Annotated in this window: 24 protein-coding genes; 11 read left to right on the forward strand and 13 right to left on the reverse strand. The window is 72.1% G+C overall.

The features are described from left to right. The first annotated feature begins 19 nt into the window (after positions 1–19). Together OG570_RS39315 and OG570_RS39320 are read left to right on the forward strand one after the other, a co-directional pair. Positions 20–1684, forward strand: coding sequence for a discoidin domain-containing protein (locus tag OG570_RS39315; RefSeq protein WP_326953873.1), 1665 nt, complete (start codon positions 20–22; stop codon positions 1682–1684). A gap of 131 nt (positions 1685–1815) precedes the next feature. Continuing rightward, entirely contained in the window at positions 1816–1962 is a 147-nt protein-coding gene (locus OG570_RS39320; protein WP_326953874.1) for a hypothetical protein, read from the forward strand. 21 nt (positions 1963–1983) lie between these two features. Here OG570_RS39320 and OG570_RS39325 read toward each other — a convergent pair whose 3' ends face one another. Beyond that, the gene (locus OG570_RS39325; RefSeq protein ID WP_326953875.1) at positions 1984–2748 is read right to left on the reverse strand and encodes an AfsR/SARP family transcriptional regulator; all 765 of its coding nucleotides are present in this window, start codon (positions 2746–2748) and stop codon (positions 1984–1986) included. 357 nt (positions 2749–3105) lie between these two features. Between OG570_RS39325 and OG570_RS39330 the strand changes: the two genes are divergently transcribed. Both OG570_RS39330 and OG570_RS39335 read left to right on the forward strand, forming a co-directional pair. Beyond that, positions 3106–4044: a hypothetical protein gene (locus tag OG570_RS39330; protein WP_326948940.1), complete on the forward strand. Its 939-nt coding sequence runs from the start codon at positions 3106–3108 to the stop codon at positions 4042–4044. A 90-nt stretch (positions 4045–4134) separates the two neighbouring features. Continuing rightward, the gene (locus OG570_RS39335) at positions 4135–5457 is read left to right on the forward strand and encodes a cytochrome P450 (RefSeq protein WP_326953876.1); all 1323 of its coding nucleotides are present in this window, start codon (positions 4135–4137) and stop codon (positions 5455–5457) included. Between the two features lie 337 nt (positions 5458–5794). Here the strand turns inward: OG570_RS39335 and OG570_RS39340 are convergent, their stop codons facing one another. The 3 genes from OG570_RS39340 to OG570_RS39350 all read right to left on the reverse strand — a co-directional run bounded on the left by OG570_RS39340 (position 5795) and on the right by OG570_RS39350 (position 9575). Continuing rightward, complete coding sequence (locus OG570_RS39340; RefSeq protein WP_326953877.1) at positions 5795–6832, reverse strand: ion channel; 1038 nt, start codon at positions 6830–6832, stop codon at positions 5795–5797. A gap of 463 nt (positions 6833–7295) precedes the next feature. After that, positions 7296–8624: an LLM class flavin-dependent oxidoreductase gene (locus tag OG570_RS39345; protein ID WP_326953878.1), complete on the reverse strand. Its 1329-nt coding sequence runs from the start codon at positions 8622–8624 to the stop codon at positions 7296–7298. Positions 8625–8651: 27 nt separating this feature from the next. Continuing rightward, complete coding sequence (locus tag OG570_RS39350; protein ID WP_326948937.1) at positions 8652–9575, reverse strand: ABC transporter substrate-binding protein; 924 nt, start codon at positions 9573–9575, stop codon at positions 8652–8654. Positions 9576–9835: 260 nt separating this feature from the next. On the opposite strand from OG570_RS39350, the gene OG570_RS39355 reads away from it, so the two are divergent. From OG570_RS39355 to OG570_RS39365, 3 genes are read left to right on the forward strand one after another with little or no spacing between them, the layout of a single operon-like run. After that, positions 9836–11260 carry a PLP-dependent cysteine synthase family protein gene (locus OG570_RS39355; RefSeq protein ID WP_326953879.1) on the forward strand — a complete coding sequence of 475 codons (1425 nt, stop codon included), beginning with the start codon at positions 9836–9838 and terminating at the stop codon, positions 11258–11260. Next, positions 11257–12318: an LLM class flavin-dependent oxidoreductase gene (locus OG570_RS39360; RefSeq protein WP_326953880.1), complete on the forward strand. Its 1062-nt coding sequence runs from the start codon at positions 11257–11259 to the stop codon at positions 12316–12318. Before OG570_RS39355 ends, OG570_RS39360 begins: the two co-directional genes overlap by 4 nt. Beyond that, the gene (locus OG570_RS39365; RefSeq protein WP_326953881.1) at positions 12311–13432 is read left to right on the forward strand and encodes an LLM class flavin-dependent oxidoreductase; all 1122 of its coding nucleotides are present in this window, start codon (positions 12311–12313) and stop codon (positions 13430–13432) included. The genes OG570_RS39360 and OG570_RS39365 overlap by 8 nt, the downstream gene beginning before the upstream one ends. A 10-nt stretch (positions 13433–13442) precedes the next feature. Here OG570_RS39365 and OG570_RS39370 read toward each other — a convergent pair whose 3' ends face one another. After that, positions 13443–14567 carry an FAD-dependent oxidoreductase gene (locus tag OG570_RS39370; RefSeq protein ID WP_326953882.1) on the reverse strand — a complete coding sequence of 375 codons (1125 nt, stop codon included), beginning with the start codon at positions 14565–14567 and terminating at the stop codon, positions 13443–13445. 88 nt (positions 14568–14655) lie between these two features. Here OG570_RS39370 and OG570_RS39375 point away from each other — a divergent pair, with 88 nt between their 5' ends. Next, a complete protein-coding gene (locus tag OG570_RS39375; protein WP_326953883.1) occupies positions 14656–15345 on the forward strand; it encodes a TetR/AcrR family transcriptional regulator in 690 nt (229 codons plus the stop codon). 24 nt (positions 15346–15369) lie between these two features. On the opposite strand, the gene OG570_RS39380 is transcribed toward OG570_RS39375, so the two are convergent. After that, the gene (locus tag OG570_RS39380; protein WP_326953884.1) at positions 15370–16497 is read right to left on the reverse strand and encodes a mandelate racemase/muconate lactonizing enzyme family protein; all 1128 of its coding nucleotides are present in this window, start codon (positions 16495–16497) and stop codon (positions 15370–15372) included. Beyond that, positions 16494–17237 carry a creatininase family protein gene (locus OG570_RS39385; protein WP_326953885.1) on the reverse strand — a complete coding sequence of 248 codons (744 nt, stop codon included), beginning with the start codon at positions 17235–17237 and terminating at the stop codon, positions 16494–16496. Before OG570_RS39385 ends, OG570_RS39380 begins: the two co-directional genes overlap by 4 nt. 41 nt (positions 17238–17278) lie before the next feature. Between OG570_RS39385 and OG570_RS39390 the strand changes: the two genes are divergently transcribed. Next, positions 17279–18211 (forward strand): ROK family protein, encoded by a 933-nt coding sequence (locus tag OG570_RS39390; RefSeq protein ID WP_326953886.1) that lies wholly within the window; start codon positions 17279–17281, stop codon positions 18209–18211. A 5-nt stretch (positions 18212–18216) separates the two neighbouring features. Here the strand turns inward: OG570_RS39390 and OG570_RS39395 are convergent, their stop codons facing one another. The 5 genes from OG570_RS39395 to OG570_RS39415 are packed head-to-tail and all read right to left on the reverse strand — an operon-like array spanning position 18217 to position 23192. Continuing rightward, the gene (locus tag OG570_RS39395) at positions 18217–19020 is read right to left on the reverse strand and encodes an ATP-binding cassette domain-containing protein (RefSeq protein ID WP_326953887.1); all 804 of its coding nucleotides are present in this window, start codon (positions 19018–19020) and stop codon (positions 18217–18219) included. Then, entirely contained in the window at positions 19017–19811 is a 795-nt protein-coding gene (locus OG570_RS39400; RefSeq protein ID WP_326948927.1) for an ABC transporter ATP-binding protein, read from the reverse strand. Before OG570_RS39400 ends, OG570_RS39395 begins: the two co-directional genes overlap by 4 nt. Beyond that, entirely contained in the window at positions 19808–20686 is an 879-nt protein-coding gene (locus OG570_RS39405) for an ABC transporter permease (protein WP_326953888.1), read from the reverse strand. The genes OG570_RS39400 and OG570_RS39405 overlap by 4 nt, the downstream gene beginning before the upstream one ends. Next, the gene (locus tag OG570_RS39410) at positions 20683–21654 is read right to left on the reverse strand and encodes an ABC transporter permease (RefSeq protein ID WP_326953889.1); all 972 of its coding nucleotides are present in this window, start codon (positions 21652–21654) and stop codon (positions 20683–20685) included. Before OG570_RS39410 ends, OG570_RS39405 begins: the two co-directional genes overlap by 4 nt. Next, positions 21651–23192 (reverse strand): ABC transporter substrate-binding protein, encoded by a 1542-nt coding sequence (locus tag OG570_RS39415; RefSeq protein ID WP_326953890.1) that lies wholly within the window; start codon positions 23190–23192, stop codon positions 21651–21653. Before OG570_RS39415 ends, OG570_RS39410 begins: the two co-directional genes overlap by 4 nt. 73 nt (positions 23193–23265) lie before the next feature. On the opposite strand from OG570_RS39415, the gene OG570_RS39420 reads away from it, so the two are divergent. Continuing rightward, complete coding sequence (locus OG570_RS39420) at positions 23266–24072, forward strand: IclR family transcriptional regulator (RefSeq protein ID WP_326953891.1); 807 nt, start codon at positions 23266–23268, stop codon at positions 24070–24072. Next, positions 24062–25066, forward strand: coding sequence for a serine hydrolase domain-containing protein (locus OG570_RS39425; RefSeq protein ID WP_326953892.1), 1005 nt, complete (start codon positions 24062–24064; stop codon positions 25064–25066). Before OG570_RS39420 ends, OG570_RS39425 begins: the two co-directional genes overlap by 11 nt. Here OG570_RS39425 and OG570_RS39430 read toward each other — a convergent pair. Next, complete coding sequence (locus tag OG570_RS39430) at positions 25063–25536, reverse strand: MarR family winged helix-turn-helix transcriptional regulator (protein ID WP_326953893.1); 474 nt, start codon at positions 25534–25536, stop codon at positions 25063–25065. The two genes, OG570_RS39425 and OG570_RS39430, sit on opposite strands and share 4 nt — an antisense overlap. Positions 25537–25540: the final 4 nt, after the last annotated feature.

A 25540-nucleotide genomic window follows, 5' to 3' on the forward strand; every position in this document is an offset into this window, starting at 1 on the left:
GGTGCCGAGAGGATCTGCAATGGCGATCTCCCGCAGGACGTTCATCGGCTCGGCCGCGGCGGCATCGGCTTGGGGAGCGCTTTCCCTCGCCGGCGCACCCGGCGCGTCCGCCGCCAGCGCGCCGGGGGACGTCGTCGGCAAGATCACCGTCGGGTACCAGGGCTGGTTCGCCTGCGCCGGTGACGGCGCGCCGATCAACGGCTGGTGGCACTGGAGCCAGAACTGGGGACAGACGCCGTCGACGGGCAACAACGTGATCAAGGCCTGGCCCGACATGCGCGAGTACACCCGCACCTACCAGACCGCATACGCCAACTTCGGCAACGGCCAGCCCGCGACGCTCTTCTCGTCCTACGACCAGCAGACCGTGGACACGCACTTCCTGTGGATGCAGCAGAACGGCTGCGACACCGCCGCGTTGCAGCGCTTCAACCCCAACAGCAGCGAAGGCCCGACGCGCGACGCGATGGCCGCGAAGGTCCGCAGCGCCGCCGAGGCGCACGGGCGGAAGTTCTACATCATGTACGACGCCACCGGCTGGGCGAACATGCAGCCGGAGATGAAGGCCGACTGGACGGCGAAGATGTCGGCGCACACGGCGTCGTCCGCCTACGCCCGCCAGAACGGCAAGCCGGTCGTCTGCATCTGGGGTTTCGGGTACAACGACGGCAACCACCCGTGGGACGCGAACACCTGCCTCGACGTGGTGAACTGGTTCAAGGGCCAGGGTTGTTACGTCATCGGCGGCGTGCCAAGGGAATGGCGCACCAGCGACGGCGGCTCGCGGCCCGGCTTCGGCGACGTCTACCGCTCCTTCAACATGATCTCGCCGTGGATGGTCGGCGCGGTCGGCGACGCGGCGGGCTCGGACTGGATGTACCAGAACCTCACCGTGCCCGACCAGGCCGACTGCAACGCCCACGGCATCGACTACCAGCCGTGCGTGCTGCCCGGCGACGTCTCCGGCAGGCAGCGCGCCCACGGCGACTTCATGTGGCGCCAGTTCTACAACATGGTGCGCGCCGGCGTGCAGGGCATCTACATCTCGATGTTCGACGAATACGGTGAAGGCAACCAGATCGCGAAGACCGCGGAGAACGCGTCGATGACCCCCGCCGGCTCCGGCCTGCTCGCGTTGGACGAAGACGGAACGGCGTGCTCGTCGGACTACTACCTGCGCCTCACCAACGACGGCGGCCGCATGCTCAAGGGCCAGCTCCCCTTGACGGCGACGAGGCCGACATCACCGACCCTGACCACGGGCGGCTCGACCGACCTGGCCCGCGGCCGCACCACGAGCGAAAGCAGCCACACGCAGAACTACGGCGCAGGCAACGCCGTCGACGGAAACGCCGACAGTTATTGGGAAAGCACGAATAACGCGTTCCCCCAGTGGCTTCAGGTCGATCTAGGCGCGTCGACCGCAGTGACGCGGATCGTGGTGGCCGTCCCACCGTCGAGCACGTGGAGCACCCGGACTCAGACGCTGGCCTTGTCCGGATCATCCGACGGAACCACGTTCGACACCCTCTCCCCCGCGACGGGCTACGTGTTCGATCCCGCGCGGGGCAACAGCGTCACCATCACGATCGCCCGCACCAGCCGCCGCTACCTGCGCTTGACGTGCACCGGCAACACCGGCTGGCCCGCAGGGCAGATCGCCCGTTTCGAGGCTTACAGCTGACGGCCGCCCGGATCCGCAACAGCACCACCATTCCCGCCGCAGCCACCGACCGACTCGCAACCGCGGTCGGCCGAGGCAAATCGCTTCGAGCAAGCACAGCTGCGGCGCCGGGTCACAGCCGCCTCACCTCGGTGACCAGCTACGTGCTCGATCCCGCGCGGGGCAACAGCATCACCATCACGGTCCCCCGCACCAACCGCCGCTACCTGCGCTTGACGTGCACCGGCAACACCGGCTGGCCCGCCGGGCAGATCGCCCGCTTCGAGGCCTACAGCTGACGGCGCCGTGCCTGCAGCTGATCACAACGTCGGCTGGGAGGCGACCAGCCGCGTCATGTGCTGTGACGGGAGGACACCCAGCTCGCGGTGCAGCAGCGCCCGGTAGTGCTGGTAGTGCCGCAACGCGGAGCCGCCGTTGCCCTGGGCCAGGTGCGCCGCGATCACCGTGCGGTGCGCGCTTTCCCGCACCGGGTCGATGGTGATCGCGGTGAACGCGGCCTCCAGCGCGGCCAGGTGCGCGCCGGCCGAGATGAGGTGCCGGGCGATCGCCTCCAGCGCGTGCAGCCGGACCTGCTCCCACCGCTGACGTTCGGGCACCAGCCAGTCCTCGGCCCAGTCGGGCAGCAAGTCCTGGGCCAGCTCACCGACCAGTCCCGCACCGGATTCCGGCCGCCCGGTCGGGCCGACGACGCGGTGGGCCGCTTCGAGCGTGCGGCAGAAGTCGACCGGTAGCGCCGCCGCCAGGTGCAGCCGGTCGACCGGCGTCTCCACGACCGGCCGGTCCGTGGCGCGGCGCACCTGCCACAACGCCTGCCGCAGGTTGGCCGCCGCGCGCTGGGGGCGGCTCTCGGGCCACAGCTGCTCGGCCGTCGCGTGCCGGTCGACCGCGGCGCCGTCGCGGATGGCGAGGAAGGCCAGCAGGCGCTGCGAACCCCGGGGCAGCGCGACGCGTTCGCCGCCGGCCCGCAGCTCGAATCGGCCCAGCAGCACCAAGTCCGCGTCCGATCTGTCGCCTTCGCCCATCGCCGTCCCCTCGTCCGCGCCGTCTTCCCCGGCGCCGTCCACCGGTCCACGAGCATGGCACCGCGAGTGTCTCCGGGCCGTCTTCCAGCCGCCTCCGTACGGCAGCGCGGGCGGCACCGGCCCTCAGTCGTGCGCGGGCTTGACTTCCGGCCCGGCGGTCACCCGGTCGGGAGCGTGGCACGACAGCGCGTCGCCGGACCGCGCGGAAACCGGGCGGCGTGGGTACCGCCAATGGCCCAACAGCACCGTTTCCGCCCGTCCAGCCCATCGGGTGACGCAGGCGGCGCGGAGATCACCTGTGGTGCGCGGCGACGACGTGCGCGCGACGGCGCGTCCGGAGGGTGTGGTCCCAGGGTCGCATCGGCCCGGACACCACGCAGCACGAACGAGGAGCACACCATGCCGGACGGACAGCTCAAGAGCGTCGACATCCAGATCGCCGCCGCCGACCTCGAAACCCTCAAGAACAGCCAGTACCAGCTCTGCTTCGCGAAGAAGGTCAACAACTCCTACAACGTCGTGTGGCAGTCGGCCGCCGACTACCTGTCCGAAAACACGTTCGCGTGGCAGCCGCTGTACGAGCTCTTCGGCAGCAACGACTTCAAGGGCGACGTGACGGTGCACGTCGCGACGAACAAGGTGGCGATCGGCCTCGGTGACGAGGCGACGCTGGACAAGAGCGGGGTGCTCGGGGACGCCTCGTCGGGCGGCCCGGCGACCGGCATCACGCTGGTCAACGACTACGGCCCGATCCACCCGGGGCTGAGCGCGTACTCGACCGACATCAGCGGCCGGGGCACGACCACCCCGATCTACGTCGCCGAGAACCAGGTCGTCGCGGGCAACGACGTGCTGACGCCGGTGGAGAGCGTGCAGGTGTGGTTCGAGCAGGACATCGCCACCAGCACGATGTTCAGCACGGCCCGGTCCAACGCCATCGAGATCGACCTGACCGACCACAACACGGCGACCCGGCTCTACAGCGGCGGTGTCTGGTCGACGCCGAAGACCAGCGCGCTGTTCGTCGACCCGAAGGCGGTCCTCACCATCATCGCGGCCCTGGCCGCGGCGGTGGTCGTCCAGGATCTCGCGTCGAAGATCGCCTCGAAGCTGACCGGGGTGTACCGGGACATCAAGGTCGACGTGACCACGATGGGCGGCAACACCGTGAAGATCGAGTACCGGGAGCAGCCGGGCCTCAGCGCGGTCCGGAAGAACCAGAGCCGGTTGCTGCTGCAGAACCAGACGGCCGTCGACCAGCTCGCCGGCTTCGCGCTCGAGTCGTTCGCGCAGCTCGGCGTGGGTTACCTGACGCTGAACGCGACGACGGCGGGCTGACCCGGCGGCCGGCCCCGGAGCCTGCCCGGCTCCGGGGCCGGTGCGGGCTACTCTGGAGTAGACACAGTCGTGCGGCGCAGTGGGGGGAACGTGGCCCGGTTCGGCAAAGCGGTCGTCGAAGGTACTTTGCTGCGGGCGAAGCCCGTGGTCCGGTGGGGGCTCGGGCACGCATTGCCGCGGGCCGTGCTGCTGCGCGGCGCCCGGCGCGGCGACCTGCAGGGCCGGCTGGTCGACGACGCCGCCGCGGGCCGCGACCTGAGCGGGCTGTTCGACGAGATCCGGGCCGCCGGGCCGGTCGCCCGGACGCGCTTCGGCTGGATCACCACGCAGCACGCCGCCGTCCGGGAGGTGCTCTCCAGCGACGACTTCCGCACCGGCGTGCTCGGCTCCGACGGCTCCGCGCTGGGACGGCTGCTGGAGTGGTCGGCCGGCGAGCACCTGCACCCGGTGCGGCCGCCGTCGCTGCTGGCCGTCAACCCGCCCGAGCACACCCGCTACCGCAAGCTCGTCACCGGCGTGTTCACCGCGCGCGCCGTCGAGCAGCTGCGCGGCCGGGTCCAGGCGATCGCGGACGAGGTGCTCGACGCCATCGACCCCACCGGCCCGGTCGACCTCGTCGAGTCCTACTGCGGCCTGCTCCCGGTGACGGTGATCAGCGAGATCCTCGGCGTCCCGCCCACCGAGGTGGGCAAGGTGCTGTCCTTGGGCGCGGCGGCGGCGCCGAGCCTCGACCTCGGCCTGGGCTGGCGCACGTTCCGCGACGTCGAGACGGCGCTGGCGGAGTTCGACACCTGGCTGGGCGAGCACCTGGACCACCTGCGCCGCCACCCCGGCGACGACCTGTTCAGCCGCCTGGTCGCGGCCCGCGACGACGGCGTCGGACTCACCGAGGCCGAGCTGAAGTCGACGGCGGGCCTGGTCCTCGCGGCCGGCTTCGAGACGACGGTCAACCTGCTCGGCAGCGGCATCGCCCTGCTGACGGCCCACCCGGACCAGCTCACGACCCTGCGCGAGCGGCCGGAGCTGTGGGCCAACGCGGTAGAGGAGGTACTACGCCACGACCCGCCGGTCCTGCTGACCGGCCGGCTGGCGGTACGCGCCACGGAGGTCGCCGGCGTCCCCCTGCCACGAGGAGCGCTGGTGACGACGGTACTGGCCGGCGCGAACCACGACCCACAGGTCTTCGCGGATCCGGAGACGTTCGACGTGACCCGGGCCCGAGCCCGCGACCACGTCGCCTTCGGCGCGGGCCGGCACCACTGCCTGGGAGCGGCACTGGCCCGGATGGAGGGCGAGATCGGCCTGCGAACGATCTTCGACCGCTTCCCCGGCTTGGCCCTGAACCCGGGAAGCCGCCGCCGAGAGACCCGAATCCTGCGGGGCTACGAGTACTTGCCGGCCACCCTCACCTAGCGGCGACGGCCTTGGCCGCGGTCCCCCGGCGACGCAACGGCTCGTTGGCGCGACGCGAGCAACCTCCCGGCGCCCCGCCCAGGTGCGGGACACTCCCGACGAAGCCAGCCAAGGGCCCTCTCGGCTCCGGGTGGACCGACTTCCTCGCGAGACCACCCGAACGCCCGCCAAGACCTATCGGCGACGCCACCCGAACGCCCGCCAGACGCGCGAAGACCTCCCGGCGATCCCACCCGGACGCCCGCCAAGCACGGAGACCTCCCGGCGAGGCCACCCAGAAGGCGTCGGCGGGCCGGGTGCAGGGCGGCCTCCGGCAGAAGGGCTCGGCGCGGGCGGCTCAGTGGTGTGCGGCGCGCAGGGCTCGTTCGATCTCGTCCTGGCCGAGTGCGCGCGAGCTGACGTAGTACAGCACCGCGCCGGGTGGCAGGTCGCCGTCCCAGGCGGGGTTCACCGTCAGGCCGTTCGCGCCGCGGACGGCCAGTACCGTGGCGCCGAAGGTCCGGCCCAGTGCGGCACGGCAGCGTTCGACCTGCAGGGCGCCGAGGCGTTCCGGGACGGTGACCGAGTACGTGCCGGCGCCGCCGGCGGTCATCAGTTCGGTGTAGACCTCGGCGATGCCCGGCGAGACCACCTCCTCGACGACCATCCGCGGGGTGTGCCACTGGACGCAGGTGATCCGCGGGTCGACGTAGCCCATCAGCTCGGCCCGTTCCATGTCGCGCATCGTGACCACCACGTGCGCCGACGTCGAGGCGTGCTCGACGAGGACCGCCACCGCCAGCGCCTCGTTGTCGTCCCGCACGTCCACGAGCACGGTGGCGGCCCGCTCGACCCCCGCCCGCGCCAGCACCTCCGGCGCGGTGAGGTCGCCGCGGACGAACTCCACGGGCTGCGCCGGCATCGGGTGCACCGGCACCTCGTCGCCCGCGCACAGCACCAGTCCGGTGATCCCGTCGGCCAGCAGCTGCGCCACGAGCCGCTCGGTGCGGCCGGCGAGGTAGCCGACGAGCACGACGTGGCCGCTCAGCTCCACCGGTTCCAAGCCTTGCATCCGCCGTCCCTTCGCTTGCTCGAGCAGCGCCGCGAGCCGGGTGAAGACCGTGGTGAGCGTGGCGATCCCGCCGACGATCACGTACACCCCGACGAAGTGCCCGACCGCTGTCTCCGGCGAGAAGTCGCCGTACCCGACCGTCGCCGCGGTCACGACGAAGTACCACCAGTAGTTGCCCGGCTGAACGAGGTCGCTGCCGGCCGGCTCGGCCAGCACCATCAGCGGCCAGCTGGTCGCGAACACGAAGACGACGACCACCACTGGGAGCGTCCACCCGGCACGCAGGATCCAGCGCGCGAACAGGCGGGAAAGGATGAAAGGCACGCCCTCTCCTCACCGAACGCCACCACCCGGACACGCCACCTTCAGCGTCCCTTGAGGACAGTTCCGGATCACAAGATCACACGGGCGGACCAGGCACAACGGCCTTTACCCGACCGTGACGGCGGCGCCTCAGGGCCGGACCGCGACCGGCACGCGGACGCCCGGTAGTCACAGCCGGTGCGGATCGAGGTGGTGGCGGGCCGGTTCTCTCCGGCCGCGACCGACCTCGCCGACGCCGACCGTCGGCGAGGCGGAATCCCGATAGCCCACCATCCACGTGTGGGTAAACGGCGCGCGTCGGCCGCGCGCCGTGCCTTGCCGACGTCAGCCACCGGCGGAGATCCGCGTCGGTGCCGACTGCAGGTCAGGAGGTGCCGACTCGGTCAACGCGCGACCTGGCAACCTTCCGGCGAAGTCTCGTCAACGCCGGCCGCAGATTCGGCGACCTGCAGTCCGTGTGTGGCTAGCGGTGCGTGGCACCTCCTGCGGGTGGGCGGTGCAGGCCCAGGTGGTCGCGCAGGGTGGGGCCGGTGTACTCCGTGCGGTAGCGGCCCTTGCGTTGCAGGATCGGGACCACGTGGTCGACGAATGCCGTCAGCTCGTACGGCAGCGTTGAGCCCATGATGGTGAACCCGTCTACCGCGCCGGCGTCCTGCCAGGTCATCATGTGCGTGGCCAGCTGTTCGGGCGTGCCGATGAAGTGGGACTGGCCTGCGCCGCTTTTTAGCTGCAGGGCCAGCTCACGCAACGGTAGCTCCGGCTGTGCGCGCTGGAGGGCGAACAGTTCGTTCGCGCGGCTCGAGACGTTCGCCGTTCCGGTCCACAGCTCTGCGGGCAGCGGGGCGTCCGGGTCGAAGCCGTCCGGGTCCAGGCCGGCCGTGTACAGGATGTTCTGCCAGCGGAACTCCGGGCTCGCCAGCTCTTCCAGCCGGCGGGCCTTCTCCTGGGCCTCGGCCTCGGTGCCGCCCAGTGTCACCATCAGCGCCGGGAGGACGAGCACCTGGGCCGGGTCCCGGCCCGCGGCCGCCGCCTGGGCGTGGAGCTCGGTCCGGAACGCGGCCGCGGCCTCCAGTGACGGCGGTCCGGAGAACACCAGCTCGGCGTACCGCGCGGCCAGCGCGATGCCGGCCGGGGACTGTCCCGCTTGGACCAGGACCGGGCGCCCCTGCGGCGAGCGCGGGAACGGCAGGATTCCCTCGACGTCGTAGAAGTCGCCGTGGAAGCGGGGCGCGTGGAGCTTGGCGCGATCCGCCCACACGCCGCGCTCGCGGTCGCCGACGACCGCGTCGTCCTCCCAGCTGTCCCACGCGCGGGTCACCACGTCGACGAACTCGTGAGCCCGCGTGTAGCGGTCGGCGTGGTCGGGGTGGGCGCGCTCGCCGAAGTTCGCCGCGGCCAGCGGGGTGATGGTGGTGACGATGTTCCAGCCCGCGCGGCCACCGCTGAGGTGGTCCAGCGTCGCGAACCGGCGGGCCAGCTCCCACGGCTTGTTGTAGGTCGTGGAGCCGGTCCCGATCAGGCCGATGTGGCTGGTGACCGCGGCCAGGGCCGAGAGCACCGAGATCGGGTCGAACTGCGTCTGCGGCAGGTGCGTGGCCCGGTACTCGGCGATGGCGATGTTGTCGGCCAGGAAGATCGTGTCCATCAGGCCGCGTTCGGCGATGCGCGCGATGTCCGCGTAGTACGCCAGCCCGAGCACGCCGCGGACGTCGTCCTCGACGACGCGCCAAGCGGACTCGTGGTACCCGTTGGGCCAGATGAAAGCGTTGAAGTGCAACTGATCCGCGCTCACGGAACGACTCCTCGTGTTGTGCCGCCGTCAGGCGAGACCCTGCTGCGACAGCCAGTCCTTCGCGACGTCGGCCGCCGGCTCACCGTCGGAGTCGACGCGCTTGTTCAGCTCGCGCATGCCGTCGGTGCCGAGCTTCGCGCTCACGGCGTTGACGACGGTCGCGAAGTCCGCGCCCCGCGCGTCGAGCACCTTCTTGTTCACCGCCGGCACCACGTTCTCCGTCGGCACCATGCTCAGGTCGTCCTTGAGCGCGACGTACTGCGGGTCACCGGCGGACGGGCTCACCGAGTCCACCGGGATCACCGTGACCGCACCGGAATTGAGCTGCTGCACGCGCGGCCCGACCTCCTGCACGGTCTGGAAGGACGCGTTCGTCAGGTGGTAGATGTCGGTCAAGCCCTTGAAGCACGTCAGCCGCTTCTCACACTCCGGACCACCGGCCAGGACGACCTTGTCGAGCTTCTTCAGGTCGCTGATGGTCGCGATGCCCTTCGACTTCGCGAGATCGGCCTTGACGATGTAGGTGTTCTTGTCCTCGGCCGGGGCGTAGTCCAGCAGCGAGACGCCGCTGGGCTCGAACAGCTTCGCCAGCTGGTCATGCTCCCCCTTGGCGTCCTTGACCGGCTCCGCACCGAAGCCCGTGGTGATCGCGGAACCCTGGTACTCCGGGATGAACTGCAGCTCACCGGACTTCAGGGACGGGTAGATCAGCTCACGCGAGCCCAGGTTCAGCTTCCGGGTCACCGGGTAGCCCTTGGCCTCCAGCGCCTGCGCGTAGATCTCGGCCAGGATCTGGCTGTCGGTGAAGTTGAAGGACGCCACGACGATCGGCGCCCCACCCTTGCCCGGCGCGGCGGGCTTGTCAGCGCTGTCGCCGCCCCCGCACGCGGTCAGGCCGAAGACGGCCACCGCCACCACCGCGGCCGCTCGAAGGTTCCGGCTCCAGCGCACGTGCCCACACTCCTCGTTCCCATGATCCAGACATCCACGACCCTAACCAGCGGGTACGACAGAAACCACATGCTGGGAACACGGCGACACAGGCTGTGCCCGCCGTAACCCGATCCGGTCAACTAACCTCGCTGGTCACTTTTACAGGTTAGGATGAACCCAGCGAACTTGTCAACCGGCGAGGTCCACATCCTGAACACCCGTGCGGGGACCACCCGCGACGGGATACCTGTGCAGTACCCGGAAGCGAGGTGGTGGGCATGGCATCCGACGACGTCGAGGCGTTCGACTCCGTGCTCGACGCGATCGGCGGCACCCCGCTGATCCGGCTCGCGCGGATCGCGCCGCCGGCCGGCCCGCGGATCTACGTCAAGGCCGAGTTCCTCAACCCGGGCGGCAGCGTCAAGGACCGCGCCGCGCTCTCGATGGTGCTCGACGCGGAACGCTCGGGTGCGCTGCCTCCCGGCGGGCTGATCGTCGAAGGCACCTCCGGCAACACCGGGATCGGGCTGGCGATCGTGGCGGCCCAGCGCGGCTACCGGCTCACCGTCGTGCTGCCGGACAAGAGCAGCCGGGAGAAGACCGCGATCCTGCGCGCCTACGGGGCCGACGTCGTGGTCACCCCCGGTGCCGTACCGCGCGAAGACCCGGCCCACGTCTCGCAGGTCGCGCGCCGGCTCGCCGAAGAGAACGGCGGCTGGCTCGCCGACCAGTACGACAACCCGGCCAACCCGGCCGCCCACGAAACGACGACCGGGCCGGAGATCTGGCGGCAGACGCGGGGCCGGATCACCCACTTCGTCGCCGGGATCGGCACCGGCGGCACCATCAGCGGCGCCGGCGCCCACCTCAAGCGGGTCAGCGGCGGCCGGGTGCGGGTGATCGGCGCCGATCCCGAGACCTCCGTCTACTCGGGCGGTGACGGCAGCCCTTATGTAGTCGAAAGCATCGGGCACTACCTGCACCCGGACACCGTCGAGGACACCTGGCCCCGCTCCTACCACCGCGACGTCGTCGATCACGTCGAACCGGTCGGCGATCGCGAGTCGCTGCTGACCACGCGACGACTGGCGCGCGAGGAAGGGTTGCTGCTCGGGGCTTCCGCGGGCACGGCCGTCGCCGCCGCGCTGCGCCTGAGCGCCGGGCTGGGTCCGGCCGACCTGATCGTCGTCGTGGTCCCCGACTCCGGCCGCTCGTACCTGTCCAAGTACTACGACGACGACTGGCTCCGGCACCTCGGCTTCCTCACCGAGCACGCGGGTGAGCAGACCGTGGCCGAGGCCGCCGGCCCGTTCCCGGCGGCCGCACCCGGCCTGGCGGCGACGGCGTCGGTCGGCAGCGCGCTCGCCGTGGCCGACCGCCATCCCGGCGCCGGACCGCTGTGGCCGGTCGGCCCGGACCGGCCCGGCGCCACGGGGCCGCCGTCGGTGGCCGAGGTGACCGGCGGGCTCGACGTCACGGAGCTCCGCTTGCTGATCGCGGCCGGCATGGCCCGCCCGGCCGACCCGATCGCCGGTTACGTCACCGGTCCCCTGCCCGCGGTCGGGATCGGCGAAAGCCGCCGGGCCGCCGCGGATCGGCTCGGCTCGCACGAAACCGCGTGGGTCCTCGTCGACGGGCGCGTCGCCGGATCCGTCCACAAGGGACAGCTAGAACCAGCCGGAGAAAGGACTGCGGGCACGTGAAGTTCCTGCTCATCACCCTGATCACCCATGTACCGGACCCGGTCACCGGCGTCCTCACCCCGACCGACCAACGACTGCTGGACGTCGTCGCGAACGCCGAGCTGGCCGAAGAACTCGGCTTCGACGGCTACGGCGTCGGCGAGCGGCACGAGCGGCCGTTCATCTCCTCCTCGCCGCCGGTCGTACTGAGCCACATCGCCGCCCGGACGTCCCGGATCCGGCTGTTCACCGCCGTCACCACGCTCAGCCTGCTCGACCCGGTCCGCGCGTTCGAGGACTACTCGACCCTGGACAACCTCTCCGGCGGCCGGCTCGAACTGATCATCGGCAAGGGCAACGGCGCCGCCCAGCGCGAGCTGTTCCACGTCACCCCGGACGACCAGTGGGACCGCAACTCCGAAGGCTACGAGCTGTTCCGGAAACTCTGGCGCCAGGACAAGGTCACCTGGTCCGGGCGGTTCCGGCCGTCGCTGACCGACGCCGAGGTCTGGCCGCGGCCGCTGCAGCAGCCGATCCGCGTCTGGCACGGCAGCGCGACCAGCCGCGAGTCCGTCGACCTCGCCGCGAAGTGGGGTGACCCGCTCTTCTCCGCGAACGTCACCAACCCCGTCGAGCCCTACGCCGAGCTGGTCCGCCACTACCGCGAGCGGTGGGCCCACCACGGCCACGACCCCGCGGCCGCCGTCGTCGGCGCCGGGACCGCCGGGTACTACGCCGCCGAGACGTCGCAGGAGGCGCTCGAGGTCTACCGGCCGATCTTCGAGAGCCGGCTGGCCCTGCAAACCCGGCTCGGCCTCGAACCCGTCTTCCCGACGCTCGAGGACTTCGTCGAGCGCAGCTCGGCGCTGATCGGCAGCCCGGCCCAGATCACCGAGAAAGTCCTGCGCTACCAGAAGGAACTCGGGCACCAGGTGATGCACCTGCACGCCGACCGCGACGGCCTCACCGCCCGGCAGCACCGCGCCACCCTCGAACTGTTCCAGTCGGACATCGCGCCCGCGCTGCGGCGGGAGATCCCCGACCCGCCGTGGCCCGCCGGAAAGGACCGTCATGCCTGAAGTCCCGTTGTCGGTGCTGGACCTCGTCCCGATCAGCACCGGGTCCGGCGCCGCCGAGGCCGTGCGCAACACCGTCGACCTCGCGCAGCACGCCGAACGCTTCGGCTACCACCGCTACTGGTTCGCCGAGCACCACCTCAATCCCGGCGTCGCCGGCGCGTCACCACCCGTGCTGATCGCCCTCGTCGCCGGGGCCACCAAGACGATCCGGCTCGGGTCCGCGGGCGTGCAGCTCGCGCACCGGACGCCACTGGCCGTCGTCGAGGAGTTCGGTCTCGTCGCGGCACTGCACCCGGGGCGGCTGGACCTCGGGCTCGGCCGCAGCGGCAAGCAGCTCGTCCGCGAATACGCCGCTGCCGCAGCCGCGCCACCGCCGGCCACGCAGGCGAGCAACGGCCTGCTCATTCCCGAGAAGCCCGACTTCAGCACGCTCGCCCGCTCGTCGCGGATCGGCCTGACCTTCGGGCTGCTGCAACAGCCCGGCGCCGAATCACCCGACTACGGCGAACAGGTCGACGACATCCTCGCCTTCCTCGGCGGCACCTACCGTTCCGCCGAAGGGCTCGACGCGCACGCCGTGCCCGGTGAGGGCGCGCAGGTCGAGATCTGGATCCTCGGCAGCAGCGGCGGGCAGAGCGCGTCCGTGGCCGGCCGCAACGCCCTGCGGTTCGCCGCGAACTACCACGTCAGCCCGTCCAGCGTGCTCGACGCCGTCGACGCCTACCGGCAAGCGTTCGTGCCCTCGGCGACCCTGCCGAAACCGTATGTCGCGGTGTCGGCCGACGTCGTCGTCGCCGAAGACGACGCCACCGCGCGGGAACTGGCCAGCGGTTACGCCCTCTGGGTCCGCTCCATCCGCCGTGCGGAGGGGGCGATTCTCTTTCCCACGCCGGAAGAAGCCGCCGCCCACGTCTGGAGCGACGAGGACCGGGCCCTGGTCGCCGACCGCGTCGACACCCAGTTCGTCGGCTCCCCCGCCACGGTCGCGGCCCGGCTGCGGCAGCTCCAGGAGGCGACCGGCGCCGACGAGCTCGTCATCACCACCATCACCCACGCGCACTCCGACCGGGTGCGGTCCTACGAACTGCTCGCCGAGCAGTGGAACCGGGGGTGAGGCCAGTGGACTAAGCCTGCCCGGTCAGCAGCTTGACGAGACTGTGCGGGGTCTCCTCGCCGAAGCAGAGGTCGAAGTCGCGCGCGGCTTCGGTGGCGGCTTCGGCGCTGCGCGGGAACAGCGCCTGCTCGTAGTCGGCGAGCGCGGCTTCGACGTCGCCGGGGTGCGCGGCGATCGCCTTGCCGAGCTCGGCGGCGTCGAACATGGCCAGGTTGGCGCCTTCGCCGTTCGGGACGCAGAGGTGGGCGGCGTCGCCGAGCAGGGTCACTCCCGGCACCCGGTCCCACCGGTGCCCGGTCGGCAGGGTGTTGATCGGGCGCAGCACCGGCGGGGTCTCGCCGTCGGTGATCAGCGCGGTGAGCTCCGGGACCCAGCCGTCGAACTCCGCCGCGATCCGGGTGGTGGACGCCGCGGCGTCGGTGAAGTCGATGCCGGCGAACCACTCCTGCGGCTTCGACAGCACCACGTAGGTGTGGAGGTTCCCGCCGCTCTCGCGGTGCGCCTGGATCCCCTTGCCCGGTTCGAGCGAGAACAGGGCCCCGCCGCCGACCGCCTTCGCGCTGTCCGGGTGCCGGGTGTCGCTGTCGAAGAGGTACGTCTCGACGAACGACGTGCCGACGTACTCGGGTGTGGCGTCCGAGAGCAGCGATCGGACCCGGGACCACGCGCCGTCCGCGCCGACCAGCAGGCTCGTGGCGACGCTGTCGCCGTTGGCGAAGGTCACTTCGTGGCGGCCGTCACCGAGGGTGCGGACGCCGCTGACCTTGTGCCCCCACCGGACGGTGCCATCGGGGAGCGAGTCGAGCAGGACCTGGCGCAGCTCGCCGCGTTGCACTTCGGGGCGGGCGCCGGTGCCGTCGTCGGGTTCGTCGAGCAGCACGGTTCCGTCCCGCTCGAGGATCCGCGTCGCTTCGCGGCCCTCCAGGATCAGGTTGCGGAATTCCTCGGTGAGGCCGGCGGCCTCGAGAGCGAGCTGGCCGTTGTAGTCGTGGATGTCGAGCATGCCGCCCTGCGTGCGCGCGGCCGGCGACGCCTCGGCCTCGTAGACCGTGGCCGGGATGCCGTGGACGTGCAGGACGCGGGCGAGGGTGAGGCCGCCGAGACCGGCGCCGATGATCGTGACCTGGGTGTTCATGGTGTCTCCTCCGGGTTCGAGGCCGTCGGGCCTCACTGGAACGTCATTCCATCTTGGAACACCATTCCAGATGTGTCAAACTGGAGGCATGGCTACACGCACGCGCCGGGCCCCGCGGCGCACAGAGGCGCTCTCCCGCGAGCGCATCGTCGAGACCGCCGTCGAAGTGCTCGACGCGGCCGGCGAAGGCGGGCTGACGTTCCGGGTGCTGACCGAGCGCCTCGCCACCGGCGCCGGCGCGATCTACTGGCACGTGGCGAACAAGGGCGAGCTGCTGGCCGCCGCGACCGACGCCGTCGTCGCGCGGGCCATGGCGCCCGGGAAGGCCCAGGGCACCCCGCAGGACGAGGTGCGCGCCGTCGCGCTCGGCCTGTTCGAGGCGATCGACGACCACCCGTGGCTCGCCACGCAGCTCACGACGCAGTTCGCCCGCAGCCCGTGGGGCTCGGTGACCCCGCGGATCTTCGAAAGCCTCGGCCGGCAGGTCCGCGCGCTGGACGTGCCCGAAGGCAGCTGGTTCACGGCGACCTCGGCGCTGGTGCACTACATCCTGGGCGCCGCCGGCCAGAACGCCGCGAACTCCGCGAGCGGCCGTGCGCTCGAGCCCGGCGTCGACCGCTCCCAGTTCCTCGACGCCGTGTCGACCGCCTGGGAAGAGCTCGACCCCGACGAGTACCCGTTCACCCGGGCCGTCGCGGCGCAGCTGCGCGAGCACGACGACCGCGAGCAGTTCCTCGCCGGGGTCGATCTGATCCTGGCCGGCATCACCCACCGGTGAGCCGTGTAGGGCGTTATACGGTTCTCAGCCGGTGAGGTCGCCTTCCTCCTCGTTGCGCGCGGCGTAGAAGGCCAGCTTGTCCTCGTCCACCGTCACGCCGAGGCCGGGGCCGGCCGGGACGCGCAGGCGGCCGTCGGTCAGTTCCAGTGGTGCGACGATGTCGTCCGCGTGCAGGTAGTACATGCTGTCGATGGCCCGTGACAGGACCGGGGTGCTCGCGACCACGGCGAGGTGCGCAGCCGTCGCGATGCCCAGTTCGCCGCCGCTGTGGAGGTTCATCCCGAGGCCGAACGTCTCGCAGTGGGCGGCCAGCGCCTTCGTCGCCGCGATGCCGCCCCACTTGTAGACGTCGCCGTGGATCACGTCGACCGCGCCGAGCCGGACCGCCGGGGCGAACTCCTCGAAGCGGACCACGCACATGTTGGTGCACAACGGGATCCGCACCTTCGCCCGCACCTGGGCCATGCCCTCGATGCCGACGCACGGGTCCTCCAGGTACTCCAGGTCCAGCTCCTCCAGCGCCAGCCCGGCGCGGATCGAGTCGGGCACCGACCACGCCGCATTCGGGTCGACGCGCAGCTCGACGTCCGGCAGCGCCTGACGCAGCTCGCGCATGATCGCGACGTCGCCGCGGACGTCCTTGGTGCCCTTGAGCTTCACGGCCGTGAAGCCGCCTTCGGCGACCACCTTCGCCGCGTACTCCCCCAGCCCCTGGGCCAGTTCGCGGCCGGCCGCGCCGGGCGCGTCGGCGCGGGTGATCAGCGCGGTGATCGGCACCTCGTCGCGCACCGGGCCGCCGAGCAGGTCGGTGACCGACTGGCCGGTGGCCTTGCCCATCAGGTCCCAGCAGGCGACGTCGAGCGCGGCCAGCGCCGCGTACCCGAGGTAGCCGTGGAAGAACGGCACCATGTGGTGCCGCCGGTGGAACGCCTCCAGCGCGAACGGGCTCGTGCCCACCAGCTCGGCGCCGAGCTTGCGCACCAGTTCCGCGACCGGGCGGCCCCACATGGTCTCGCCCCAGCCCTCGACGCCGGTGTCGGTGCGCAGCCGCACGACGGTGCGGGTCTCGCCCGTCTTCGTCTCGAACGAGCTGGTGAACGGGTTGGTCAACGGCAGGTTCACGACCCGCACGTCGACGTCGGTGATCTTCATGCCTCCCCTTCGGCGTGGGTTTCGCGGGTGGCCGCGTCGAACGCGCGGATCGCGTCCGCCAGCGCGGTCACCCGGTCTTCGAGCAGGTCCGCGCCGCCCTCGGCGGTCGCGGTGGTCGCGTCGTCGGTGCTGCCGCCCGCGCGGGCCCATTCGCCGTGGCGTTCCACGGTCAGGCCCGGGTACGGCGGGTACGCGAACAGCGGTGGCGGCGTGACGTCGGCACGTGGTTCGGGCGGCCGCACCAGGTCGCCGTGGGTGGCGAGCATCAGCGACGTCTCGAACACCCCGGCGTGGCCCGGCGAGGAGCCGTCGCCGAGCGAGAAGTAGGAGCACGCCGCGAGCGCGACGTCGGCCCGCAGCGCGTACTCCTTGACGGCGAGGCGCATGATCTCGTCGTTGCCGCCGTGGCCGTTGACCACGAGGATCCGCCGGAAGCCGCTGCCGGCGAGCGAGTCCAGGACGTCGGCGAGCACGGCCTGCAGGGTCGACGCCCGGAGCGAGACGGCGGCGGCGAACAGGTGGTGCGGGCTGTGGCCGAACGGCAGCGCGGGCAGCCGCACCACGACCGGGTCGGCCACCCGCGCCAGCGCGCCGTCGACGACGGCTTCGGCGAGCATCGTGTCGGTGCCCATCGGCAGGTGGGCGGCGTGCTGCTCCTGCGAACCGATGGGCAGCAGCGCGATCGCCGACCGCCCGGCGTCACGCACCTCCCGCCAGGTCATCCGCGTCAGTTCCGGCACGTGGTCTCCCCTCCGGAGCCGGGTCGTGGCATCGTGATCGCATGAGCACCGGCGAACGCCCGGCCCTGCGGCTGGTCCCGGCGCCGGCCGCGCCCGAGGCCGGCGCGGGCCCCGTGCTGGGCGCCGTCGAGCTGCTGCCGGGCCGGGTCCGGGCCGCGCTGCTCGACCTGTCCGGCACCGTGCTGTGGCGCGCCGAGGCGACTTACCCGCGCGACACGTCCGACCGGGCCGAGATCGACGCCGCACTGGCCGAAGTCGCGCGGTTCCCCACGCCGCCGGTGGGCGTCGGCGTGGCCGCCGCGGGCCTGGTCGACGCCGACGCGGGTGTGATCATCGAGGTCAGCGAAGTGCCCGCGCTGCACGGTTATCCCGTCGCGGCCGTGCTCGCCGAGCTGGTGCACGCGCCGGTCCACATCGAACACCGGGCGCGGCTGCAGGTCCTGGGCGACCGCTGGTTCGGCCCGGGTCGCGGCCGCACGACGTTCGCGTCCGTGTCGACGGGCGAGGTGCTCGGCGTCGGCCTGCTGTACGACGGCGAGGTGCTCGCCCCGCCGGGTGGCCGCAGCGGCGCGCACATGACGGTCGCCGCGAGCGGCCGGCCGTGCACCTGCGGCGCGCGTGGCTGCTGGAAGACCGTCGCGACGACGCCGTGGCTGCGCGCCGAAGCCGAGCGTCGTGGTCTCGGCGCGCGCACGGTGCGGGAGCTGGCGGGTGACCCGCTGCTCGACGAGTATGCGGCCAACATCGCGCTGGGCCTGGTGAACATCCAGCAGCTCTTCGCGCCGGGCCTGTTCGTGCTGCACGGCGAAGCCGCCGAGGGCGGCGAGCGCTTCCGGGCGCGGATCGAGCAGCGGCTGCGCGAGGACTCGTCGTGGGCGCTGACCGCCGAACCGCCGACGGTCGTCGTGAACCCCGGCCCGGCCGACGACGTCGCGCTGCTCGGCGGCGCCGGGCTCGTGCTGTCCCACCACTGACGCCTTCACGCCGTCACCTGGCGGCGGCGCGCGAGCCGGGGATCCGGGTTCGGGACCGCGTCGAGCAGGCTCTTCGTGTACTCGTGCGACGGCGACGCGAACAGCCGAGCCGACGGCGCCAGCTCCACGATCTTCCCCGCCCGCATCACCGCGACGCGGTCCGCGATCTGCTGCACCACCGCCAGGTTGTGCGACACGAACACGTACGTCAGCTTCAGCCGGTCCTGCAGGTCGGCCAGCAGGTCCAGCACCTGGGCCTGCACCGAGACGTCGAGGGCGCTCGTCGGCTCGTCGAGCACCACCAGCCGGGGCTCCAGGGCCAGCGCGCGGGCGATGGAGATCCGCTGCCGCTGGCCGCCGGAGAACTCGTGCGGGTAGCGGTCCTGGACCTGCGGTGCCAAGCCGACCGCGTCCAGCAGGCCCGCCACGCGGTCACGCACCTTCGCCCGGCCGCGGCGGCCCCGCAGTGAGGCGTCGTGCGTCACCAGCGGTTCGGCGACGATCTCCGTCACGCGCAGCCGCGGGTTCATGCTCGAATACGGGTCCTGCAGCACCACCTGCATCTCGCGCCGCACCTTGCGCAGGCTCGCCGCGCCCAGCGCGTGCAGGTCCGCGCCGTCGAACCGGACCGTGCCCGCCGTCGGCTCGATCAGGCACAGCAGCAGACGGGTCAGCGTGGTCTTGCCGCTGCCCGACTCCCCGACGACGGCCAGGGTCTCCCCCGAGACGACGTCGAGGTCGACACCGTCCACCGCGGACAGTGCGCCGTAGTCCTTGCGCAGCCCGCGTATCTCGACCAGGTTCGTCATACCCGCTCCAGCTTCGGTGTCGCGCGCAGCAGTTCGCGTGTGTAGTCCTCGCGCGGCGCCTCGAACAGCGGCACCACGTCCCCGGTCTCGACGACCCGGCCCGACTTGAGCACCACGACCCGGTCGGCGACCTCCGCGACGACGCCGAGGTCGTGCGTGATGAGCAGGATCGCCATCCCGTGCCGCCGTTGCAGGTCGACCAGCAGCTCCAGGATCTGCGCCTGCACGGTGACGTCCAGGGCCGTGGTCGGCTCGTCGGCGATGAGCACCCGGGGCCGGCCGACCAGGGCCATCGCGATCATCACGCGTTGCCGCAGCCCGCCCGAGAGCTGGTGTGGGTACTGCGAAGCGCGCGCCTCGGGATCGGGAATCCCCGCTTCTCGCAACGCTTCGACGGCAGCGGCCCGCGCGTCGGAGCGTGACGCGTTCTGGTGCTTGCGGACGACCTCGGCCACCTGCGCGCCGACGCGCTTGACCGGGTTGAGGCTCGTCATCGGGTCCTGGAAGACCATGGCGACGTCGTTGCCGCGGATCCCTCGCAGGTCCTTTTCGGACAGTCGCAGCACGTCACGGCCGTCGAGGAGGATCTCGCCGCCCGCGTACACGCACGGTGGCTCGGGGTTGAGCCGCAGCACCGACAACGCGGTCGCGGTCTTGCCGCTGCCCGACTCCCCCACCAGCGCGAGGGTCTCGCCCTCGGCCACCGAGAGACTCACGCCGTCGACGGCGGTCACGGTGCCGGTGTCCACCCGGAACTCGACGCTCAGGTCGGTGATCTCCAGCAGGCTCATGAGCGGTACGCCTTCGGGTCCGCGACGTCGCGCAGGACGTCGCCGGTGATGTTGACGGCCAGCGCGGTGAGCATCAGCGCGACGCCGGGGAACACGGCCACCCACCACGACGTGCCGAGGTAGAGCTGGCCGTCGGCGAGCATCCCGCCCCAGGTCACGGTCCGCTTGGGCACGCCGAGGCCGAGGTAGCTCAGCGACGCCTCGGCGACGATCGCCGCGGCGACGTGCAGGGTGCCGATGGTCGCCAGCGGCGCCATCACGTTGGGCAGCAGGTGGCGGCGCATGATCGTGAAGTCCGTGACGCCGATCGCGCGCGCCTCGGTGACGAACTCCCTGGTGCGCAAGGAAAGCACCTCGGAGCGGATCACCCGGGCGTAGGACACCCAGCCGGTGAAGCCGAGCACCAGCACGACGTACCAGAGGCCGGAACCGAGAAACCCGACGATGGCGAGCGCGAGCAGGATCGACGGGAACGCGAGCTGGATGTCGGCGATCCGCATCAGGATCCGGTCGAACCAGCCGCCGAGGAATCCGGCGACCAGGCCGATCGCGGCGCCGACGACGCCGGCCAGCAGCGCCGCGCACGCGCCGACGAGCAGCGAGACGCGGGCGCCGTAGCACAGGCGCGACAGGATGTCGCGGCCCAGCTGGTCGGTGCCGAGCAGGTGCGCGGAGTCGCCGCCGGCGGCCCACGCGGGTGGGTGCAGCCGCACCAGCAGGTCCTGCGCGCCCGGGTCGTACGGCGCGATCAGCGGCGCGAGCAGGGCGACGAGCACCATCAGCGTCAGCACGCTCACGGCGACGACACCGAGCTTGTTGCGCAGGACCCCGCGCACCACACCCGGCCGGGCCAGGGGAACAGCGATGGCGGTCACGCGGTCACCCGCACCCTCGGGTCGAGAATCGTGTAGGACAGGTCCACCAGCAGGTTCACCACGACGAACGTCGCGGCGAAGAACAGCACCGCGGCCTGCACCAGCGGGAAGTCGCGGTTCTGGATGGCCTCGACGGTGAGCCGGCCGAGGCCGGGCCAGGAGAACACCTGCTCGGTGAGGATCGCGCCGCCCAGCAGGCTGCCGACCTCCAGGCCGACGACCGTGACGACGGGCAGCGCGGCGTTGCGCAGGCCGTGGCCCAGCACGATCCCGCCGGGGCTCAGGCCCTTGGCCCGCGCGGTGCGGATGTAGTCGGAGCCGAGGACGTCGACCAGGGAGCTGCGCAGCAACCGCGCGATCACCGCCACCGAGTACACCGCCAGCGTGATGGCCGGGAGCACGAGGTGCTCGAAGCCGCCGTAGCCGGACGCGGGCAGCACCTGCAGCTGCACGGCGAAGATGAGGATCAGCAGGATCCCGACCCAGAACGCGGGCGTCGACTGGCCGACGAGGACCCCGGTCATCACGCCGGTGTCGCCCGCGCGGCCGCGGCGCAAGGCGGCGAACGTGCCCGCCGGGACGGCCAGCACGAGCGCCACGAGCAGCGCGGCGCCGGCCAGTTCCAGCGTCGCGGGGACGCGGGAGAACAGGACTTCGGCGACCGGCTGGTCGTAGACGAGCGACGTGCCCAGGTGCAGCCGCGGCAGGCCGCCGAGGTAGTCGAGGTACTGGGTGAGCAGCGGCCGGTCCAGCCCGAGGCTCGCGCGCAGCGTGGCCTCCTGCGCCGCGGTGGCGTCCGGCGGCAGGATCAGCTTCACCGGGTCGCCGGACAGCCGGACCAGGAAGAACGCCGCGGTGGCCACGAAGAACAGCACCACGATCGCGGTCAGCACCTTGGTGACGACCACACGGAGCACCCCGCGGCCCGGGGCGGCCGGGCGGACCACGGCGACGGCCGGCGCGGTCACGGGGTCACCGTCGCCTTCGCCATGCCCAGCACACCGACCACACCCGGTGTCCACTGTGGACGGGTGTTGACCGCGTAGACGTTGTCGATCTGGTAGAGGAACACGAACGGCGCCTCCTGCTTGAGAAGTTGCTGGAGCGAGGTGAAGGCCCGCTGCCGGTCGGCGGGCGCGAGCGACTGCTCCTCGGCGTCCACGAGCCGGTCGGCCTCGGGGTTGGTCCACCGGCTCTGCCGCCGGTCGTGGCGGACGTTGGACTGCACGAGGCTTTCGGCGTCGAGGGTCCAGCCGGTGCTGGCGGCGAGGTAGATCGGGCCGAGCGCGCCGCGGTTGCTGGACGTCAGCCGGCTGCTGTACGTGCCGGGGTCGACGAGGTCCACGCGGGCTCGGACGCCGACGCGGGCGAGGAGCCCGGAGATCGCCTCGGCGAGGTTCGAGTCGGCGGTCTGCGCGGTGATCGAAGTGTCGAACCCGGCCGCGAAGCCGGCTTCGGCGAGCAGCTGCTTCGCCAGGCCGACGTCACGGGTGAAGGGCGTGATCGCCGGGTCGAAGCCGAACGCCTCGCGCGGGAACATCGTCGGCACCTCGCGGGCCTTGCCGTCGAGCACGGCCTTGATCAGCAGCGGGACGTCGACGGCGTGGTTGAGCGCGCGGCGCACCCGGACGTCGCGCAGCGGGCCGGCGGTGGTGTCGAGTGAGAGGTACGACGTGCGGATGCCCGGGTAGTGCCGGATCGAGACGCCGGTGTAGCCCTGCAGCTGGAGCGCGGCGTCCGGGGTGAGCCCGGCGACGATGTCGACCTCGTCGCTCTGCAGCGAGGCCAGCGACGAGGACGCGTCGGGCATCGGGAGGAACACCAGCTCGTCGTAGGCCGGTTTGCCGCCCCAGTACGCCGGGTTCGCGCGCAGCCGCAGCTGGTGGTCGCGCTGGAACTCCTCGAAGATGAACGGCCCGGTGCCGACCGGGTGCTTCGCGAAGCCGGCCGAGCCGACCTGCTTGAGGTAGCCGGGCGGCACGGCGACGCCGCCGAACAGCGAGACTTTGGCCGGGATGATCGGGTCCGGGGCGCTGCAGCGGAGGTCCACTGTGGACGCGTCGAGCGCGACGGCCTGCTTCACGTAGCGCAGCTCGACGATCGGCGACTTCGTGGCCGGGTCGAGCAGCCGGTTGATGCTGAACGCGACGGCGTTGGCGTCGCAGGGCTCGCCGTTGTGGAACTTCACGCCGGGGCGGAGCTTGAACCGCCAGGTCAGCGGGTCGGGCGAGGTCCACGACAGCGCGAGCCCGGGCGCGAGCTGGTTGTCCGGGCCGCGGGTGGTGAGCGTGTCGAACAGGTTGGTCAGCACGTTCATCGAGGTCAGGTCGCCCTGCTTCTGCGGGTCGAGCGTCTTGGGGTCCGACGACTGCGCGACCCGCAGCACGGTGCCGGTGGTGCCCGAGGCGCTGCCGCACGCGGAGAGCAGGCCGGGCAGGGCCAGCGCGGGGAGCGCGAGACCGCCGAGCCGGAGGGCGTCGCGGCGCGACAGCCGGGAACGGGCCACGGTCACCACCTATCTTCCGTCTTGTGAAACGCCGTTCCGTCAGATGGAACGCGATTGCGCTAAGGTAGGCGGCGTGAACAACGCTGTCAACACTTCGCCCGGCAGCTCGCCCGGCAGCTCGCGTGGTGCGGTCGAGAAGGCCCTGGAGGTGCTCGCCACCCTCTCGGCCCCCGGCGGCCCGCACCGGCTGGCCGACCTCGCGCAGGCCTGTGACCTGCCGAAACCGACCGCGCACCGGATGCTGCAGACGTTCACCGAGGCCGGGTACGCGGTCGGCGCGGGCAGCGGGCGCTACACGGTCGGGCCGCGGCTGCTGGGCCTGTCGGCGGCGGCGCTGACCAGCACGCGGCCGCTGCGCCCGGTGCTGGCGGACCTGCAACGGCGCAGCGGGCACACGGTGCACTACGCGGTGCGCCACGCCGACCGCGCGGTGTACGTCGAGAAGCTCGAACCGGACCAGGCGTACCGGCTCAACACCCGGCCCGGCGGCGAGGTGCCGCTGTACTGCACCGCCGTGGGCCGCGCGATCCTCTCGCGTCTGCCCGAGGCCGACGTCGCCGCGGCGCTCGCCACGCCGCTCACCGCGCGCACGGCCAAGACCTTGACCGACCCCGGCGCCGTCCGCCGCGAACTGGCCACTGTGGACAGTGCGGGTTACGCCGTGGACGACGAGCAGTTCGAGGCGCACGTGCGCTGCCTCGGCGCGCCGGTGCTGGACGCCGAGGGTGCCGTCGTCGGCGCGGTGAGCGTGTCGGGGCTGACGTTCACCCTGCAGCCGTCGAGCTTCGACGTCCTGGGGCCGCTCGTGGCCGAGGCGGCGAACCGGCTGTCCGCCGTCCTGGCCGGAACGGCGCCGCGGGCGGTGCCCGATGCTCGCTGACCTCCTCGCCCGGGCCCGCGACGCGCGGGTGTTCTCCGCCGCCGCGTGGTCGGTGGGCACCGCGGACGGTGTCCTCGACCGGGGCGTTCTCGGCACGCGGTGGCAGGACGGGCCACCCGCCGGCGAGACGAGCCGGTGGGATCTGGCGTCGGTGACCAAGCCCGTCGTGGGCATCGTGGTGGCCGCGCTGGCCGAGCGCGGCGTGCTCGCCCTCGACGACCCGCTCCCCCGCCACCTCCCGGCCTACGCCGGCACCGACAAGGCGTCGATCACCGTGCGGCAGCTGCTCCTGCACACCTCGGGCCTGCCCGGCGGCACGCCGTTGTGGCGGACGCACGACACCCGCGAGGCGCTGCTGGAAGCCATCCGCACGACGCCGTTGCCCGTCGCCCCCGGCACGCGAGTGGAGTACTCGTCGCAGGGGTTCATCCTGCTCGGCCTGATCGCGTCGGCCGCCGCCGGAACGCCGTTGGACCGCCTGGTCGCGGACCTCGTCACGACACCGGCGGGGATGCCGGACACCGGCTTCGGTCCGGTGGCCGACGCCGTGGCGACCGAGAACTGCCCGTGGCGCGGCCGGGTCGTGTGCGGGCAGGTGCACGACGAGAACGCCGTGGTGCTGGGCGGAATCTGCGGCCACGCCGGGCTGTTCGCGCCGCTGGGCGACGTCGAGCGCCTCGGCCGGGTGCTCGCCGGCGGCGCCGCACCGCTGCTGAAACCGGCCACGCACGCCGAGATGATCACCGTTCAGACGGCAGGCCTGCGCCGCGGCCTGGGGTGGCAGGGACTGGACGTCCCGGGTTCGCCGGTCGGCACCGCGCTGGAGCCGGATGCCTACGGCCACACCGGGTTCACCGGCACGAGCCTGTGGGTGGAGCCCGCGCGCGGGCGGTACTACGTGCTGCTCACCAACCGCGTCCACCCGACGCGCTCGGGCGACGCCATCGCCGCGGTGCGCCGCGAGTTCCACGACACGGCGGCCCGGCTGGGCTAGCCGTCACCGGCGGTCAGGGCCGCGAGGCGGCCGCGGACCTTCTCGCCGATGGTGGTGAGCGTTTCCAGCTCCGCCGTCGTGAGCTGGTCGATGAACGCGTCCCGGACGTCGGCGACGTGCTGCGGGGCCGCGGCCTCGATCAGTTCCCGGCCTCGCGGGGTGCTGACGACGACCGCCCCGCGCTGGTCGGTGGCGCACCGCTCGCGGGTCACCAGGCCGCGGTGCTGCATCCGGCCCAGGTGTTGCGACAGGCGGCTCTTCTCCCAGCGCAGCAGCTCGCCGAGTTCGAACGACCGCAACCGGCCTTCCGGCGCCTCCGAAAGGTGGGCCAGTACCTGGTAGTCGGCCCGGGACAGCCCGCAGCGGGTCCGCAGCTGCCGCTCGATGAACTCCGAGAGGCCGTCCTGCATCGCCATCAGGCCACGCCAGGCCCGGTCTTCCCGTTCGTCCAGCCACCGCGCGTCCGCCATGACC

The sequence above is a fragment of the Amycolatopsis sp. NBC_01286 genome (assembly GCF_035982555.1).
Classification (GTDB): Bacteria; Actinomycetota; Actinomycetes; order Mycobacteriales; family Pseudonocardiaceae; genus Amycolatopsis.